This window comes from Streptomyces sp. 840.1, from assembly GCF_003751445.1.
Classification (GTDB): domain Bacteria; phylum Actinomycetota; class Actinomycetes; order Streptomycetales; family Streptomycetaceae; genus Streptomyces.
Window position 1 is genome coordinate 1,220,829 of record NZ_RJUU01000002.1, and the last position, 15,015, is coordinate 1,235,843.

The 15,015-nt window shown below is 72.2% G+C and carries 16 protein-coding genes; 9 read left to right on the forward strand and 7 right to left on the reverse strand.

Translation table 11 applies throughout. From position 1 onward, the window contains the following. Window positions 1-5: 5 nt before the first annotated feature. Both scpA and mutA read right to left on the reverse strand, forming a co-directional pair. Window positions 6-2,207: a methylmalonyl-CoA mutase gene (gene scpA / locus EDD93_RS31520; RefSeq protein WP_123528960.1), complete on the reverse strand. Its 2,202-nt coding sequence runs from the start codon at window positions 2,205-2,207 to the stop codon at window positions 6-8. Continuing rightward, window positions 2,207-4,066 (reverse strand): methylmalonyl-CoA mutase small subunit, encoded by a 1,860-nt coding sequence (mutA, locus tag EDD93_RS31525; RefSeq protein WP_123528962.1) that lies wholly within the window; start codon window positions 4,064-4,066, stop codon window positions 2,207-2,209. Before mutA ends, scpA begins: the two co-directional genes overlap by 1 nt. Before the next feature lie 221 nt (window positions 4,067-4,287). On the opposite strand from mutA, the gene EDD93_RS31530 reads away from it, so the two are divergent. From EDD93_RS31530 to EDD93_RS31540, 3 genes are all read left to right on the forward strand, one after another. Next, the gene (locus EDD93_RS31530) at window positions 4,288-4,716 is read left to right on the forward strand and encodes a DUF6325 family protein (RefSeq protein WP_185092580.1); all 429 of its coding nucleotides are present in this window, start codon (window positions 4,288-4,290) and stop codon (window positions 4,714-4,716) included. 53 nt (window positions 4,717-4,769) lie between these two features. Beyond that, the gene (locus tag EDD93_RS31535) at window positions 4,770-5,054 is read left to right on the forward strand and encodes an SHOCT domain-containing protein (RefSeq protein ID WP_123528966.1); all 285 of its coding nucleotides are present in this window, start codon (window positions 4,770-4,772) and stop codon (window positions 5,052-5,054) included. Window positions 5,055-5,327: 273 nt separating this feature from the next. Then, window positions 5,328-6,122 carry a tyrosine-protein phosphatase gene (locus EDD93_RS31540; RefSeq protein WP_123528968.1) on the forward strand — a complete coding sequence of 265 codons (795 nt, stop codon included), beginning with the start codon at window positions 5,328-5,330 and terminating at the stop codon, window positions 6,120-6,122. A gap of 143 nt (window positions 6,123-6,265) precedes the next feature. Here EDD93_RS31540 and EDD93_RS31545 read toward each other — a convergent pair whose 3' ends face one another. After that, window positions 6,266-6,829, reverse strand: coding sequence for a hypothetical protein (locus tag EDD93_RS31545; protein WP_123528970.1), 564 nt, complete (start codon window positions 6,827-6,829; stop codon window positions 6,266-6,268). Further along, window positions 6,826-7,410 (reverse strand): hypothetical protein, encoded by a 585-nt coding sequence (locus tag EDD93_RS31550; protein ID WP_123528972.1) that lies wholly within the window; start codon window positions 7,408-7,410, stop codon window positions 6,826-6,828. The genes EDD93_RS31545 and EDD93_RS31550 overlap by 4 nt, the downstream gene beginning before the upstream one ends. Before the next feature lie 213 nt (window positions 7,411-7,623). Between EDD93_RS31550 and EDD93_RS31555 the strand changes: the two genes are divergently transcribed. Both EDD93_RS31555 and EDD93_RS31560 read left to right on the forward strand, forming a co-directional pair. Beyond that, complete coding sequence (locus tag EDD93_RS31555) at window positions 7,624-8,028, forward strand: DUF1992 domain-containing protein (protein ID WP_123528974.1); 405 nt, start codon at window positions 7,624-7,626, stop codon at window positions 8,026-8,028. Window positions 8,029-8,085: 57 nt separating this feature from the next. Beyond that, on the forward strand, window positions 8,086-8,577 hold the full coding sequence (locus tag EDD93_RS31560) for a GNAT family N-acetyltransferase (RefSeq protein WP_123528976.1): 492 nt from the start codon (window positions 8,086-8,088) through the stop codon (window positions 8,575-8,577). Between the two features lie 70 nt (window positions 8,578-8,647). Here EDD93_RS31560 and EDD93_RS31565 read toward each other — a convergent pair whose 3' ends face one another. From EDD93_RS31565 to EDD93_RS31575, 3 genes are all read right to left on the reverse strand, one after another. Continuing rightward, entirely contained in the window at window positions 8,648-9,037 is a 390-nt protein-coding gene (locus EDD93_RS31565) for a VOC family protein (RefSeq protein ID WP_123528978.1), read from the reverse strand. Between the two features lie 235 nt (window positions 9,038-9,272). Next, window positions 9,273-10,097, reverse strand: a complete 825-nt coding sequence (locus EDD93_RS31570; RefSeq protein WP_123528980.1) for a VOC family protein — start codon at window positions 10,095-10,097, stop codon at window positions 9,273-9,275. Window positions 10,098-10,217: 120 nt separating this feature from the next. Continuing rightward, on the reverse strand, window positions 10,218-10,550 hold the full coding sequence (locus EDD93_RS31575) for a DUF6479 family protein (protein ID WP_123528982.1): 333 nt from the start codon (window positions 10,548-10,550) through the stop codon (window positions 10,218-10,220). A 199-nt stretch (window positions 10,551-10,749) separates the two neighbouring features. Here EDD93_RS31575 and EDD93_RS31580 point away from each other — a divergent pair, with 199 nt between their 5' ends. From EDD93_RS31580 to EDD93_RS31595, 4 genes are all read left to right on the forward strand, one after another. Next, window positions 10,750-11,139, forward strand: a complete 390-nt coding sequence (locus EDD93_RS31580) for a hypothetical protein (RefSeq protein ID WP_123528984.1) — start codon at window positions 10,750-10,752, stop codon at window positions 11,137-11,139. Between the two features lie 154 nt (window positions 11,140-11,293). After that, complete coding sequence (locus EDD93_RS31585) at window positions 11,294-11,860, forward strand: 2Fe-2S iron-sulfur cluster-binding protein (protein ID WP_123528986.1); 567 nt, start codon at window positions 11,294-11,296, stop codon at window positions 11,858-11,860. Continuing rightward, window positions 11,857-12,843 carry a xanthine dehydrogenase family protein subunit M gene (locus EDD93_RS31590; RefSeq protein WP_123528988.1) on the forward strand — a complete coding sequence of 329 codons (987 nt, stop codon included), beginning with the start codon at window positions 11,857-11,859 and terminating at the stop codon, window positions 12,841-12,843. The genes EDD93_RS31585 and EDD93_RS31590 overlap by 4 nt, the downstream gene beginning before the upstream one ends. Window positions 12,844-12,862: 19 nt before the next feature. Then, window positions 12,863-14,962 carry a xanthine dehydrogenase family protein molybdopterin-binding subunit gene (locus EDD93_RS31595; RefSeq protein WP_123528990.1) on the forward strand — a complete coding sequence of 700 codons (2,100 nt, stop codon included), beginning with the start codon at window positions 12,863-12,865 and terminating at the stop codon, window positions 14,960-14,962. The last annotated feature ends 53 nt before the right edge of the window (window positions 14,963-15,015 follow it).

Below are 15,015 nucleotides of genomic sequence, written 5' to 3' on the forward strand. Positions count from 1 at the left end.
GCGGCTCACAGCTCGTGGCCGAGTGAGGCACCGAGCCGCGTCACCAGATCGTGGGCCGCGTCCGGGATCACCGTCCCGGGCGGGAACACGGCTGCGGCACCGGCCTCGTGGAGCGCGTCGATGTCCTGCGGCGGGATGACCCCGCCCACCACGATCATGATGTCCTCGCGCCCCTCGGCCGCCAGTTCCTCGCGCAGCGCGGGAACGAGGGTGAGGTGGCCGGCGGCCAGGGACGAGACGCCCACGATGTGCACGTCCGCCTCTACCGCCTGCCGGGCGACCTCGCCCGGGGTCTGGAAGAGCGGGCCGACGTCGACGTCGAAGCCCAGGTCGGCGAAGGCGGTCGCGATCACCTTCTGCCCCCGGTCGTGCCCGTCCTGGCCCATCTTGGCGACCAGGATGCGCGGACGGCGTCCCTCCGCCTCCTCGAACGCGTCGACCAGTGCGCGGGTGCGGTCCACGGACGGCGACTCCCCTGCCTCGTTGCGGTACACACCGGAGATCGTACGGATCTGGCCCGCGTGCCGGCCGTACACCTTCTCCAGCGCGTCCGAGATCTCGCCCACGGTGGCCATCGCCCGCGCCGCGTCGACCGCCAGTGCCAGCAGGTTTCCCTCCAGTCCGGGGCCCGGCTCGCGTCCTGCCGCCTCCGTCAGCGCGCGCAGCGCGTCCTGGGTGGCCTGCTCGTTGCGCTCCTCGCGCAGCCGGCGCAGCTTCTCGATCTGCTGGGTGCGGACGGAGGAGTTGTCGACCTTGAGGACGTCGATCTTCTCGTCGGTCTCGACGCGGTACTTGTTGACGCCGATGACGGGCTGGCGGCCGGAGTCGATGCGGGCCTGGGTGCGGGCGGCGGCTTCCTCGATGCGCAGCTTCGGGATGCCGGCGTCGATGGCCTTGGCCATGCCGCCCGCCGCCTCGACCTCCTCGATGTGCTGCCAGGCCCGCCGTGCCAGGTCGTAGGTGAGCTTCTCCACGTAGGCGCTGCCGCCCCACGGGTCGATGACGCGGGTGGTGCCGGACTCCTGCTGGAGGAGCAGCTGGGTGTTGCGGGCGATGCGGGCGGAGAAGTCGGTGGGCAGGGCGAGGGCTTCGTCCAGGGCGTTGGTGTGCAGGGACTGGGTGTGCCCCTGGGTCGCCGCCATCGCCTCGACGCACGTGCGGGTGACGTTGTTGAAGACGTCCTGCGCGGTCAGCGACCAGCCCGAGGTCTGCGAGTGGGTGCGCAGGGAGAGGGACTTGGCGTTCTTCGGCTCGAACTCCTTGACCAGCTTGGCCCAGAGCAACCGGGCCGCACGGAGTTTCGCGATCTCCATGAAGAAGTTCATGCCGATCGCCCAGAAGAACGACAGCCGGGGCGCGAACGCGTCGACGTCGAGTCCGGTCGCCTGCCCGGCCCGGATGTACTCCACGCCGTCGGCCAGGGTGTACGCCAGCTCCAGATCGGCCGTGGCCCCGGCCTCCTGGATGTGGTAGCCGGAGATGGAGATCGAGTTGTAGCGCGGCATCTTCTGCGAGGTGAACGCGAAGATGTCGGAGATGATCCGCATCGAGGGCTTCGGCGGATAGATGTAGGTGTTGCGGACCATGAACTCCTTCAGAATGTCGTTCTGAATGGTCCCGGCCAGCTTCTCGGGAGGTACGCCCTGCTCCTCGGCGGCCACGATGTACAGCGCGAGCACGGGGAGCACCGCGCCGTTCATCGTCATCGACACCGACATCCGGTCCAGCGGGATGCCGTCGAAGAGCTGACGCATGTCGTAGATGGAGTCGATCGCCACGCCCGCCATGCCGACGTCGCCGGTCACCCTCGGGTGGTCGCTGTCGTAACCACGGTGCGTCGGCAGGTCGAACGCGACGGAGAGCCCCTTCTGCCCGGCCGCGAGGTTACGGCGGTAGAAGGCGTTGGACTCCTCGGCGGTGGAGAACCCCGCGTACTGCCGGATCGTCCAGGGCTGGTTGACGTACATCGTCGGGTAGGGCCCGCGCAGATACGGCGCGACACCCGGGTACGTACCCAGGAAGTCCAGCCCCTCAAGATCCTGGCCGGTGTACAGCGGCTTGACCGCGATGCCCTCCGGGGTGTCCCACCGCAGGTCGCCCTCCGAGCTCCCGGCGGACTCCTTCACCGCCGCCCGCCACTGGTCCTCGGTCACCTCGGCACCGCTGCCCGGCCCGAGCTCGATATCGGAGAAGTCGGGGATCCGCATTACGCCACACCCATACGGTCGAGAACGGAGGAGAGGACGGCCACCACATCGCAGCCGGCGAAGACGTACTCGTCGACACCGGAGTAATCGCCGGGCCGCCCCGCCAGGTACACCCGCCGCGCACCCGCCGACACGAGCGCCGCCGCGACCTCGCCGGCCTGTTCGGCGTAGAGCGCGTCGCTGGAGCACAGGCACGCCACGTCCGTCCCGGCGGCCGCGAACGCCTCGGCGGCCGAGGCGGCGTCCACCCGCACCGGCTCGTGGACCGGCTCGATGCCGCCCGCCTGGAAGAGGTTCGCGGCGAAGGAGGCGCGCGCGGTGTGCGCGGCGGCGGGGCCGAGCGCGGCGATGAACACCCGCGGCCTGCTGCCCGTGGCCGCCAGATGGGCGTCCGAGCGGGCCCGCAGTTCCTCGAACGCCTCGTCACGGCGGACCACCGGAAGACCGCCGCGCGCGGTGGCCGACGGCGCGGCCTCGCGCTCCACCGCACGCTCGGTGAGCTGCGGGAACTCGCTGACGCCGGTGATCGGCTCCTTGCGCCGCGCCAGGTCCTTCCTGCGCGCCGCCCAGGTGGCCGCCAGCCGGTCCGCGATCATGCCGGACTCCAGAGCGGCCGCCTGGCCGCCCGCCCGCTCGGTCTCCTGGAAGAACGCCCAGGCGGCCTCCGCGAGCTCGTCGGTGAGCCGCTCCACGTACCAGGAGCCGCCGGCCGGGTCGATGACCCGGGCCAGGTGCGACTCCTCCACCAGGATCGTCGACGTGTTACGGGCGATGCGCCGCGCGAACGCGTCCGGCAGGCCCAGCGCGTGATCGAACGGCAGCACGGTCACCGCATCGGCCCCGCCGACGCCCGCGCCCAGGCAGGCCAGCGTGGTGCGGAGCATGTTCACCCACGGATCGCGCCGGGTCATCATCACCGGCGACGTCACGGCGTGCTGCCGCTGCGCGCCGGCATCCGCCGCGCCGCAGACCTCCGCGATCCGCGCCCACAGCCGGCGCGCGGCCCGCAGCTTCGCGATCGTCAGGAACTGGTCGGCGGTGGCGGCGTACCGGAACTCCAGCTGCGCGCAGGCCTCATCGACGCCGAGCCCGGCATCGGTCAGCGCCCGGAGGTAGGCCACCCCGGTGGCCAGCGAACTGCCCAGCTCCTGCGCGGCCGAGCCGCCGGCCTCGTGGTAGGGCATCGCGTCCACGGTCAGCGCCCGCAGCCCGGGGTACTCACGGGCGCAGCGCAGCGCCCAGCCGACGGCTGCCGCCGTCTCAGGTGCGCCCCCGTCGCGGGCGGCTTGCCCCAGCGGGTCCGCGCCGAGACTGCCGCGCGCGGAGCGGGGCGGTACGCCCCGCTCCGCGTAGAGGCGCAGCAACTCCGTCGCCGAGGCGTCGAGTTCGCGACCCGCGTCGAGCACGACAGGGGCCAGGTCGAGATGGACGCCGTGCAGTGCGCGGCCGAGACCGGAGACCGGCACGCCACCCCCGGCATCCCCCACGGTCAGCCACAACGAGGTGACACCGTTCTCCAGATCCGCGAGCACCGCCTCGTTGAGCCGGGCGGGATCCGGGGTGCTGTGGCGTTGCCGAACGCCCCAGCCGCCCACCGTGCTTCCCTCCGGCTTGCTGCCGCGGGTGAAGGGGGCGAAGCCGGGGACACCGGCATGGGGCGCGTCGTCGCGCGAGGTGTAGAGGGGGCGGGTGGTGAGCCCGTCCTCCACCGTGGTGGACAGTGCTTCCTCGGCGGCCGAACCCGAAACGTCCTTGCCCGACTTGCGCAGCACACCCTCGACGAGGCTCTGCCAGTGCTCATGGGCGGGGTCAGGGAATTCGGCGGCCAACGAAAGCCCGTCAGCAGGCAGGACCGTCATGCCCAGATGCTAGGGCAGGATTCTAGAGGCGCAGCAGAGCGACCGGCTGTGACCTTGACCTCCCCGAGCGCGCTTGATCCCTTGCGTACTGTCGAGTAACACGCGGCGCGTGAGGCGCGCGGGTTTCCCCACATCGAGGGAGACGGGTTATTTGCCACAGTGCGGCAGTAAATGACCGAAGTTATGCTGCTGGCAATCCATCCCCCCGGAGAGGACACCCCGTGGCTGTGGGACCTGTCGAGTACCTCGTCGTCGCCTTCCCCGGCAGCCGGTTCACCGGTGCGATCGCGCCGGCACTGGCCGATGCGGTCGCGTCGAAGGCGGTGCGCATCATCGACCTGGCCTTCGTGTACCGCGCCGACGACGGCACGATCGAGACCATTGAGCTGGACGACCTCGACCCCGACGACCTCGTCTCCTTCGAGCCGGTCGAGGGCGAGGTCACGGGGATGCTGAACGACGACGACATCCGGAAGCTGGGTGAGAGCGTGCCACCGGGCAGCTCCGCCGCGCTGGTCGTGTGGGAGGACCTCTGGGCGGTGCCGCTCACCGAGGCCGTCCGCGCGTCGGGCGGGCAGCTCGTCGCCCATGAGCGCATCCCTGCCGCTGTCGCCGAAGCGGCCCTGTCCGCCGTCGGTTCCGACCGCTGACACCGTTCCCGCACCGGAAGGCGTACGACATGCCGATTTTTCGAGGACCCGGAATGAATCGCCGCGGCCCCGGCCTGCTCGGCGCGATGGCGCGCACGGCCGTGGTCGCGGGCACGGCCTCCGCGGTCAGCGGCCGGGTCCAGCAGCACCAGCAGGAGAGGTTCACCGAACGGGAGGCGGAGCAGATCGCCCCCGAGCCGCAGACTCGCCGGCAGGCCGCCGCGCCGCCTGCGGACGATCTGATCAACCAGCTGGAGCGGCTGGGTGAGCTGAGGAAGCAGGGCGTTCTGACGGACGCCGAGTTCGCGGCCCAGAAGAACAGGCTCCTGGCGGAATGAGCGCGACGGCCCGGACGGCCCAGGCGATCCGGCGGGAGCGGTGAATTCGTTGCCCGACCGTCACTGACAGTCGATTGCGGCTCATTGGCCAAGGGGCTTTTCCGCAGGTGTTGTTCGCGCCTCGCGCTCCTCTCGTTTCCGACTCCGTGCGTACCGGCCTGCCCTGTCGTTCCCCCGGCGTTTCACATGGTCGATTTTCGGACCTCATGCGACTTTTGATCCGGCCAGGCCGACATCAATTCGGATTCGTGCCGGGAAAAGAGGAAGTTCATCGTGCAAACCGTCAGGGACGTCCCGGCAGTGTCCGTTCTCAACCTGCGCGACCTGGGCGGCATCGCCCTGCAGCACGGCCGCCGGGTCAGGCCAGGCCGGGTGCTGCGCTCCGGTCAGCTCAGCGGACTGGGCCCGGCGGACGACGCCGCAGTGGCGGCGCTCGGCATCCGCACGGTCGTCGATCTGCGCACCGCGGACGAACGTGCCTCGGCCCCCGACCGCCTGCCGCCCGGAGCCCGGCGGTTCGTCGCGGATGTGCTCGGGGACAACCCGGGCGTGGCACCCGCCAGGCTCCGCGCCCTGCTCGCCGACACCGTCGAGGCGGAGCGGCTGCTCGGCGACGGAAAGGCCGAGGAGATGTTCGCGGAGACGTACCGGCAGATGGTGCTCTCGCCCCGGGCCGCCGCCGCCTACCGGGCCCTCGTCGACACGGTCGCCGACGGTGCCGCGTGCCCGGTGCTCTTCCACTGCACGGCGGGCAAGGACCGCACGGGCTGGGCGGCGGCGCTGCTCCTGCTTCTGCTGGGAGCCTCGCGGGACACGGTGCGGACCGAGTACCTCGCGGTGAACCCGGTGGTGCGCCTGGCCTTCCGGCCGTACGTGCAGAACTTCCTCGACGCGGGCGGCGACCCCGAGATCGCGTCCGCGATCATCGAGGTCCGCCCCCGCTATCTCAACACGGCGCTGGACGCCATGGACGAGCGGTGGGGAGGTCTCGACGGCTACGTACGGGACGGCCTGCGGCTGCCCGAAGCGACCCTTCGACGCCTGCGCACCGAACTCGTGAGCCCTTAGGGTCTTTCGTCCGGAGCCCGCCGGATCGGCGCGCGGCGCCGGGCCCCGCGAGCCCGGCACGAACCGGGCGAAAGGCGCCGGCGCCCCGGCCCGCAGCCGGAGCGCCGGAACGCGCCGGCTGCGCCGGACCGCGCTCACTGGCCTCAGGCCTTCAGCAGGCGTTCGGTGAGATCGCGGTACTGCTGCAGGACGATCCGCAGTTCCTCGGTCCGGGCCCCCGATTCCCCGCCCCGCTGCTGGTCGCCCATCTCGCGCCGGCGCTCCTTGAGGGCGTTCGCGAGACTGTCGACCGCCGCGTCGAAGGCGCCTTCGGCTTCCTCGACCGCGCGCACGGGGTTCTCGACGAATTCGGTCACCGCTTGCTGGAGCCGCTGCGCCAGCCTCTCCTGGTCGCCCTCTGGGAAGAGCGGCCGGTTTGCCGCGGCGGCGGCGTCGGCGGGCGGGCCGGCGGATACCGGCGGCCGTCCGGCGGGTCGTTCGGAGGACTTCGGAGACTGCCCGGCGAGCCGGTCGTCTGCGGGGGACCACCCGGTGGTCCGGTCGGTGGCGACCGGCGATGGTTCGGTGGTCCGGTCGGTGGTGAGCGGAGCCCGTTCCCCGGTCCGGCCGGTGGTGGCCGGAGGCTGCCCGGCGGTCACCGGCGGCTGCTCGGGGGGTGTGGGGGAGACGGTGGGGGTGCGGGGTGTGCGCTCGGTCTCGTACGTCATGCTGTGCCACTTCCTTCCGCGTGGTGCCGGTCCCGGTGGACCGGGCTCCGGGTGCCGTTGGAGACCAGTACGTCGAAGAGGCCGCGGGCCTCGATCATGGCCTCGCGCATCTCCTCCGTGCTGCCCTCGCCGCGCTGGACGGCGTGCACCCGGCGGTAGCCGTTGATGTGTTCCGCGTGGTGGACGGAGAGCGCCGCCGTCTGCTCCTCGAAGTCCCGGCCGTCGGGGAATCCGGTGTCCCTGGCCAGCTCCGCGAGGAGGGTGTCGGCGTCGGCGACGGCCTGCTGCGGCGCATCGACGAACCCGCCCTGAATCCGGGTCCAGCGCTCGGCGTACTGCGCACGGGCCTCCGGCGACAGGGGACGCTCATCGAGGGAACGGTGCCGCTTCAACCGTTCGCTCAGCTCGCGCTCGGCGGCCTTGGCATCGCCGTCGTGACGCGCGACGGTCCGGTCGTACTCCGGTCCGAAGCGGCGCTGCAGGCCGCGGCCGCCCGGCTGCCGGCCGAAGGCGAAGAAGAGCCCGGCGGCCACCACCAGAACGACCGCGACGATGATCACGACAGTGGTCATGCTCACCATTCCTTTCGGTCCCTGCCCGGACGGGGTCCGTCCGGGCGTGCCGCTCGTGTACCCCGCCGCACGGATTCATGCCCCGACAGCACGAGTTGCTCGCCGGCAGTTCGGAGGCAAGAAGGGTACGAAGGCTTCATGGCGCCTCCCGTCGCCGATCGGCACGGGGCGCCTCGGTATCGTGGAGGGGCGCATCAGGAATTCTCCGAGAGGGGCGTCACGGTGACCGAACGCAAACCTGCAGGCATCAGCTTCGAGTCCTGGGTCGACAAGCAGATCCGCGAATCCGAACAGCGTGGTGACTTCTCCCAGCTGCCGGGATTCGGCAAACCGCTCGATGGTCTCGACCGCCCCTACGACGAGACGTGGTGGATCAAGTCGAAGATGCAGCGCGAGGGGGTGTCGGTGCTTCCGCCGACGCTGGCCCTGCGCAAGGAGGCGGAGGACGTCCTCGCGGCGCTGCCCCAGGTCCGCACGGAGGCCGAGGTGCGCCGGAGGCTGACCGAGGTGAACGAGAAGATCGCCGAGGCCATCAGGCGGCCCCCGCCGGGACCGCTCCTGAACCTCAAGCCGTTCGACGTCGACGCCCTGACCGGGGAGTGGCGCGCCGCGCGCGACTCCTGCTGAGCCGGCCGCAGGCGGACCCCCCGCCGCCCCCCGCCTCGGGTGCGTAATACTCGACGGATGAGATCAAGTGTTACGCAGTCGGGGCGTCCGGCGCCGGGTGAAGGCGTACGGATCAGGCGCGCGGTCGCCCGGGATGCGCGGCGGCTGACCCGTCTGGTCCAGGCCTCGCGGGCCTACGAAGGGCCGTACGCCCCGATGGTCGCCGGATACCGGGTGGGCCCCGACTACATCGAGACGCACCGGGTCTTCACAGCCGTCGAGGAGGCCACCGGACGGCTGCTCGGCTTCTACTCACTCGTCCTGGATCCGCCCGAGCTCGACCTCATGTTCGTCGCCGACGACGTGCAGGGCGGCGGCATCGGGCGCCTGCTGGCCGGACATCTGAGGGACGAGGCGCGCCGGGCCGGGCTCACCGGTGTGCGCATCGTCTCGCACCCGCCGGCCGAGGGCTTCTACCGCAGCGTGGGCGCCCTGCGGACCGGCACCGAGCGAGCCGCACCGCCCGCCGTGATGTGGGACCGGCCCGAACTGCTGCTCCCGGTCACCTGAGGACGCCGAAGGGCCCGGCCGGACCCCGCGTGCGGCGGATCCGGCCGGGCCCCCGGACAGGCGCCCGCCGTCAGGAGTCGTAGCCTCCGTACGGACGGGTGATGATCTCCATCCCATGACCGGCGGGATCGGTGAAGTAGATGCCCCGGCCGCCGTCGTTGTGGTTGATCTCCCCCGGGTGCCTGCCGTGCGGATCGGCGTAGTACGGGGCCCCGAGCTCCCGGATGCGGGCGTACGCCGTATCGAACTCCGCCTCCGACACGAGGAAGGCGTAGTGCTGGGGGGTGATGGATTCGGCGGGAGCGGTCGCGAAGTCCAGGGTGACTCCGTTGGCCGTGGTGAGCGGGATGAACGGGCCCCACTCCTGACCGATCTCCAGCCCCAGGACGCCGGCCAGGAACTCGGCCGACTCCCGGTTGTCCCGGGCATGAACGATGGTGTGATTCAACTCGACTGACACTGTGGAATGCCTCCAACGGGCATCTCACGGGCACCTCCACGCCTCACCCGGCCGGTGACCGACGCGCGATGCCGTACCGAAGATCCTAGGGCCTGTCGTCAACCTGCCGTCTGCCGGGCGACGACGGCAGGTTGACGACAGGCCCTGGGCGGGCCCGCTCCGGGGCGTCGAGGGCTCCAGGGATGCCGGACGCCCGTGATCGCGTCCCGGCGCGAGGAGGGAGCCGCCCGGTCCGTCACGCCGGGGTGGCGGCGGGGTTGTGGACGTCCGTGAGAGTGAACAGTCCGCCGTCCGGGTCGAGCAGCGTCGCCTCCCGGGCATCGGGCCGTGACAGCTCCTCGACGAGCGAACCGCCGTGCTCCTGTGCCGATGCGACGGCGGCCGCCACGTCGGGGACGGGGAAGTTGACCTGCCAGCGCGGCCGGACCAGCGGATCGGGGGCCGCCTCGACCGCGCCCGAGCTGATCCGGGCAAGCTGACGCCCGCCGCACGTGACGATCACCTCGTCCCCGGCGTACGACACCTCGCAGGAGCCGGGCAGCCCGCTCGCCCAGTCCAGTACCTCGCCGTAGAAGATCGCGGCGTCGAAGGCGCTCCTGGTGTGCAGCCGCAGCCAGGCGTGCGAGTGGCCGTCCGGAGCGGGCGGCGAGGTCGCCGGCTCGGTCCGCTCCCAGATGCCGAACCCCGCCCCCTCGCGGTCGGCGGCCAGCGCACCGCGCCCCTTGCCCAGAGCCAGCGGCCCCACCGCCACCGTGCCGCTGCGCTCACGGATCCGGGAGGCGGTCACGTCGGCGTCCCGGACGGCGAAGTAGGGCGTCCACGCCACCGCGACGTGGAACGTGGTCGCCACCGCGCCGATACCGGCGACGGGCACGTCACCGCGGCGGGCCACCGAGAACTCCTGGCCGAGCTTGCCCGGCCGGAAGGTCCAGCCCATCACCGGGCCGTAGAAGTCCTGCGCCGACTCCAGGTCCCGGGTCATCAGGTTGACCCAGCACGGCGCCGCGGGCCCGGTCAGAGGCGCGGGAGCGGATGCCTTGCCAGAGGTGCTTGCGGTCATGGTCCTACTGCCTTCATGGGGTGTGCGGCAGATGTGTGCCGATGGCCTGCGGGCCCTCCCCAGCCTCACCGCGGCCGCCCGCTCCCGCAACACGCGGCGGACGGCGTCGCACCTTCCGTCTCAGCCGCGCTTCTCGTCGTTCTCGGGGCGGCCGTGCTCGTCCCCGTGCTCACCGAGCTCGTACGGCGAGAGCCCGCGGCCGTCGGCCGGGAAGCTGTCGTCGGCGTGCACGTCCGGCTCCTCGACGTGCGTGCGGTGGTCCGGCGCCACCGGCTGCTCCTCGGGGCGGGGCGGAGGGGGCGCCTGGGCTTGCCGTCGCTTGCCGAGCCACACGGCACCGATCAGCAGGGCCACCAGGATCACTCCGACGACGGCCATCACCACCCCGGTCGCTCCGCGCCCGTCCGCGAGGGTGAGGGCCAGGGAATTCAGGGCTCCACGCGATACGTCCATGCATGCCGGATACCCCGGGACCGGACAGTCACTCGGTGCCAAGCTCGAATTCATGTTTTAAGTGGATATGGGAGTAAAAAGCGTTTCGATCGGCAGGAGGCGTGTCGCGGCCCGCATCCGCAAGCAGCCGGGGCCGCTCGCCTCGCAGACACCCGGCCGCGGGGAGAGTCTGGAGGTACACCCTCAGGAAGGAACCGCGGTGAACAGCACACGGGAAGCGCAGACGCAGGAGAACCCGCAGGGCGGGGAGGTGTCGGTGGTTCTCAGCGGCTGCGCCAAGGACGACGCCGGCACGGTCTTCGACGTGCTGCGGGCCGCGTTCGTCACCGACCGGGCCTCGGCCGACGCGCCGCAGGACGTCTCGGGCAAGCGGCCCACCGCCTGGGTCGCGACCGTCGATGTCACCGAGGAGCGGGTGGTCTCCGGGCCCGTGCACCTCGGCGCGCCCGTCACGCTCGACGTCCAGGGCGGCTACTGGGCGGTCGAGCGGCTGAGGCAGGGCCTGGCGGGAGCCTTCGCGGTGCGGGTCGTGGGCACCGTGTCCGGCGACCAGGAGGAGGAAGTGCGGCTGCGGCTGGCGAGCAAGTAGGCCGCTCCTGCCCGGCCCCCTTGCTCTGAAGTGACGTGATGTGACGTGACCGTTCCGGTTGAGGGTGCGAGCGCTGTGGTGCGAATCTGATAGAAGTTTGTCTGATATCGGATAGAAAACGCAGATATCGCCCCTTAGTGAGAGGTTGCGCCACGTGGATCCCACCACTCGGCGGGAGGGCGGCGGGGGAGACCCGCGGGCGACCACCGGCAGCTCCGCCCTGACCCTGAACGTCAACGGGACCGAGCGGACACTGACGGTCGACCACCGCACCACCGTCCTGGACACTCTCCGTCATCACCTGGGCCTGACCGGCGCGAAGAAGGGCTGCGACCACGGCCAGTGCGGTGCCTGCACCGTCCTGGTGGACGGCCGGCGGGCGAACAGCTGCCTGCTGCTGGCCGTCGCGTACGACGGCGCCCGCATCACCACGATCGAGGGCCTGGCCGACGGAGACCGTCTCCACCCCCTCCAGGAGGCCTTCCTGGACCGCGACGCGCTCCAGTGCGGCTACTGCACGCCCGGCCAGATCTGTTCGGCCGTCGGAGTGCTGGGCGAGGCGGCCGACGGCTTCCCCTCCCACGTCACCGGGCACACCGCACCCGTCACCGCCCCGGCGCGCCTGGACGCCGCCGAGATCCGCGAGCGGATGAGCGGCAACCTGTGCCGGTGCGGCGCGTACCCGCGCATCGTCGAGGCGGTCGGGGACGTGGCGCCATGAAACCCTTCGGATATCTGCGCGCCGCGTCCGTCGCCGAAGCGGTCCGGGAGAGCGCGGCCGACCCGGGCGCGCGGTTCCTCGGCGGCGGAACCAACCTCGTCGACCTGATGAAGCTGGGGGTGGAGGCCCCCGGCCTGCTCATCGACGTCAGCCGGCTCCCGCTCGACCGGGTGACGGAGACGGCCGACGGCGGGCTGCGCATCGGCGCGACGGTGCGCAACAGCGACCTGGCCGCCCACCACGCGGTACGCACCCGCTACCCCGCCCTCTCCCAGGCGCTGCTGGCCGGCGCCTCGGGGCAACTGCGCAACACCGCCACCACCGGCGGCAACCTCCTCCAGCGCACCCGCTGTCCGTACTTCCAGGACACGTCCAAGCCCTGCAACAAGCGCGAGCCCGGCAGCGGCTGTCCGGCCCGCGAGGGAGCCCACCGCGACCTCGCCGTCCTCGGCCACTCCGCCGCGTGCGTCGCCACCCACCCCTCGGACATGGCGGTGGCCCTGGCCGCGCTCGACGCCACGGTCGTACTGCACGGACCGGACGGCGAACGGACCGTACCCGCCACCGGATTCCACCGGCTGCCCGGGGACGACCCGGCCACCGACACCGTGATCCGGCCGGGCGAACTGATCACCGAGGTCCTCCTGCCGCCGCTGCCCGACGGCACGGTCTCCCTCTACCGCAAGGCCCGCGACCGCGCGTCGTTCGCCTTCGCCCTGGCCTCCGTCGCGGTCGTCCTGCACGTCAGCGGCGGCCGGGCCGAACACGCGGCCCTCGCGTTCGGCTGCCTCGCGCACCGCCCCTGGCGGGCCCACGCCGCCGAGGAGATCCTGCGCGGCGCACCCGCCACCGAGGAGACGTACGAAGCGGCGGTCGACGCCGAACTCGCCGCCGCCCGCCCCCTGCGCGACAACGCGTTCAAGGTGACCCTGGCCCGCCGGCTCGCCGTCGACGCCCTGGCCGAACTCACCGCCCGCCCCTGAAGAGCCGAGGATCCCCACCATGAGCCACACCCCCCAGCCCCCGGGCGCCCCGGTCGTCCGCCGCGAGGGCCGGGACAAGGTGACCGGCACCGCGCGCTATTCCGCCGAACGCAACCTGCCCGGCTGCCTGTACGCCTGGCCGGTGCCCGCCACCGTCCCGCGCGGCCGCGTCACCGCGATCGGCACCGCTGCCGCGACGGCACTCCCCGGCGTCCGCGCCGTCCTCACCCACGAGAACGCGCCACGCACCGAGGAACCCGACGACCCGATCCTCGCCGTACTCCAGAACGACCGGGTACCGCACCGAGGCTGGCAGATCGCCCTCGTCGTGGCGGACACCCTCGAAGGCGCGCGGGCGGGCGCCGAGGCGCTGGAGATCACCTACGAGACCGACCCGCACGACGTCGTCCTGACAGCGGACCACCCCGGCATGTACACCCCGGAGACCGCCAACGGCGGCTACCCGGCCGTACGCGAACGCGGCGACTTCGACCGGGCGTTCGCCGCCGCACCCGTACGGATCGACGCCACGTACACGCTCGGCGCCCTGCACAACCACCCCATGGAACCGCACGCCTCGACCGCCCACTGGTCGCCGGACGGGCGCCTCACCGTGTACGACGCGAGCCAGGGCGCCACCAAGGTGCGCGACAGCCTCGCCACCGTGTTCGGCCTGCGGCCGGACCAGGTCACCGTCGTCTCGGAGCACGTGGGCGGCGGCTTCGGCTCCAAGGGCACCCCGCGCCCCCAGGCCGTGCTCGCCGCCATGGCCGCGCTCCACACCGGACACCCCGTCGAACTCGCGATGCCCCGGCGGCACATGGCCGCGGTCGTCGGACACCGGGCGCCCACCGTCCAGCGCGTCCGGCTCGGCGCCGAGGCCGACGGCACCCTCACCTCGATCGCCCACGAGGTCGTGTCCCACACGTCCACGGTCAAGGAGTTCATGGAACAGGCCGGCGTACCGGCCCGGGTGATGTACGGCTCCGCGCACAGCCGCACCGTCCACCGTGTCACCGCCCTCGACGTCCCGAGCCCGTCGTGGATGCGGGCCCCGGGCGAGGCCCCCGGCATGTACGCGCTCGAATCGGCACTGGACGAACTCGCCACCGCCCTCGGTATCGACCCCGTCGAACTGCGCCTGCGCAACGACCCCGCCGACGAGCCCGACTCCGGGAAACCCTTCAGCAGCCGCGGCCTGGCCGCCTGCCTGCGGGAGGGCGCCGACCGCTTCGGCTGGCACGGCCGCGATCCCCGCCCCGCGATCCGCCGGGAAGGACCGCTGCTGCTCGGTACGGGCGTCGCCTCGGCCACCTACCCCGTCTACCTGAGCGCCTCCCACGCCTCGGCCCACGCGGCGGCCGACGGCTCGTACCGCATCGCGGTCAACGCCACCGACATCGGCACCGGCGCCCGCACCGTCCTCGCCCAGATCGCCGCGGGCGTGCTGGGGACGCCGGTGGAGAACGTGAGGGTCGACATCGGCAACAGCGACCTGCCGGACGCCCCGCTGGCCGGCGGCTCCTCCGGCACCGGCTCCTGGGGCTGGTCGGTGCACAAGGCCGCCACCGGCCTCGTCCGGGAGCTCGGCGCGCGGACCGGAGCGCTGCCCGACGGGGGAGTGACCGTCGCCGCCGACACCGGGAGCGAGACGGCGGCCGAGTCCCCGTACGCCCGGCACGCCTTCGGGGCGCACTTCGCGGAGGTCGCCATCGACAGCCGGACCGGCGAGGTCCGGGTGCGCCGCATGCTCGGGGTCTTCGCCGCCGGGCACATCCTCAACTCCCGCACCGCACGCTCCCAGTTCATCGGCGGGATGATCATGAGGCTCGGCATGGCACTGACCGAGTCCAGCACCATGGACCCGGTCTTCGGGGACTTCACCGAGAGCGATCTGGCCTCCTACCACGTGCCGGCCTGCGCGGACGCGGTCGGCATCGAGGCGCACTGGATCGACGAGGAGGACCCGCACCTCAACCCGATGGGCAGCAAGGGCATCGGCGAGATCGGGATCGTCGGCGCGGCTGCCGCGATCGGCAACGCCGTCCGGCACGCCACCGGCGCCAGGCTCCGGACGCTTCCCCTCACCCCGGACCGGCTGCTTCCGCACCTGCCCTGACGACGGGGCGGCGCTCACCCCTACCGGCGGCGAATGCGCCGGTCACCGGGGGT

Excerpts from the sequence above, each read along its gene's own strand:
- EDD93_RS31550 (WP_123528972.1), bottom strand. The coding sequence starts at position 7,410 with ATGGTGAGCATGACCACTGTCGTGATCATCGTCGCGGTCGTTCTGGTG.
- EDD93_RS31535 (WP_123528966.1), top strand. The coding sequence starts at position 4,770 with ATGAATCGCCGCGGCCCCGGCCTGCTCGGCGCGATGGCGCGCACGGCC.
- mutA (WP_123528962.1), bottom strand. The coding sequence starts at position 4,066 with ATGACGGTCCTGCCTGCTGACGGGCTTTCGTTGGCCGCCGAATTCCCT.
- EDD93_RS31545 (WP_123528970.1), bottom strand. The coding sequence starts at position 6,829 with ATGACGTACGAGACCGAGCGCACACCCCGCACCCCCACCGTCTCCCCC.
- scpA (WP_123528960.1), bottom strand. The coding sequence starts at position 2,207 with ATGCGGATCCCCGACTTCTCCGATATCGAGCTCGGGCCGGGCAGCGGT.
- EDD93_RS31595 (WP_123528990.1), top strand. The coding sequence starts at position 12,863 with ATGAGCCACACCCCCCAGCCCCCGGGCGCCCCGGTCGTCCGCCGCGAG.
- EDD93_RS31575 (WP_123528982.1), bottom strand. The coding sequence starts at position 10,550 with ATGGACGTATCGCGTGGAGCCCTGAATTCCCTGGCCCTCACCCTCGCG.
- EDD93_RS31590 (WP_123528988.1), top strand. The coding sequence starts at position 11,857 with ATGAAACCCTTCGGATATCTGCGCGCCGCGTCCGTCGCCGAAGCGGTC.
- EDD93_RS31560 (WP_123528976.1), top strand. The coding sequence starts at position 8,086 with ATGAGATCAAGTGTTACGCAGTCGGGGCGTCCGGCGCCGGGTGAAGGC.
- EDD93_RS31570 (WP_123528980.1), bottom strand. The coding sequence starts at position 10,097 with ATGACCGCAAGCACCTCTGGCAAGGCATCCGCTCCCGCGCCTCTGACC.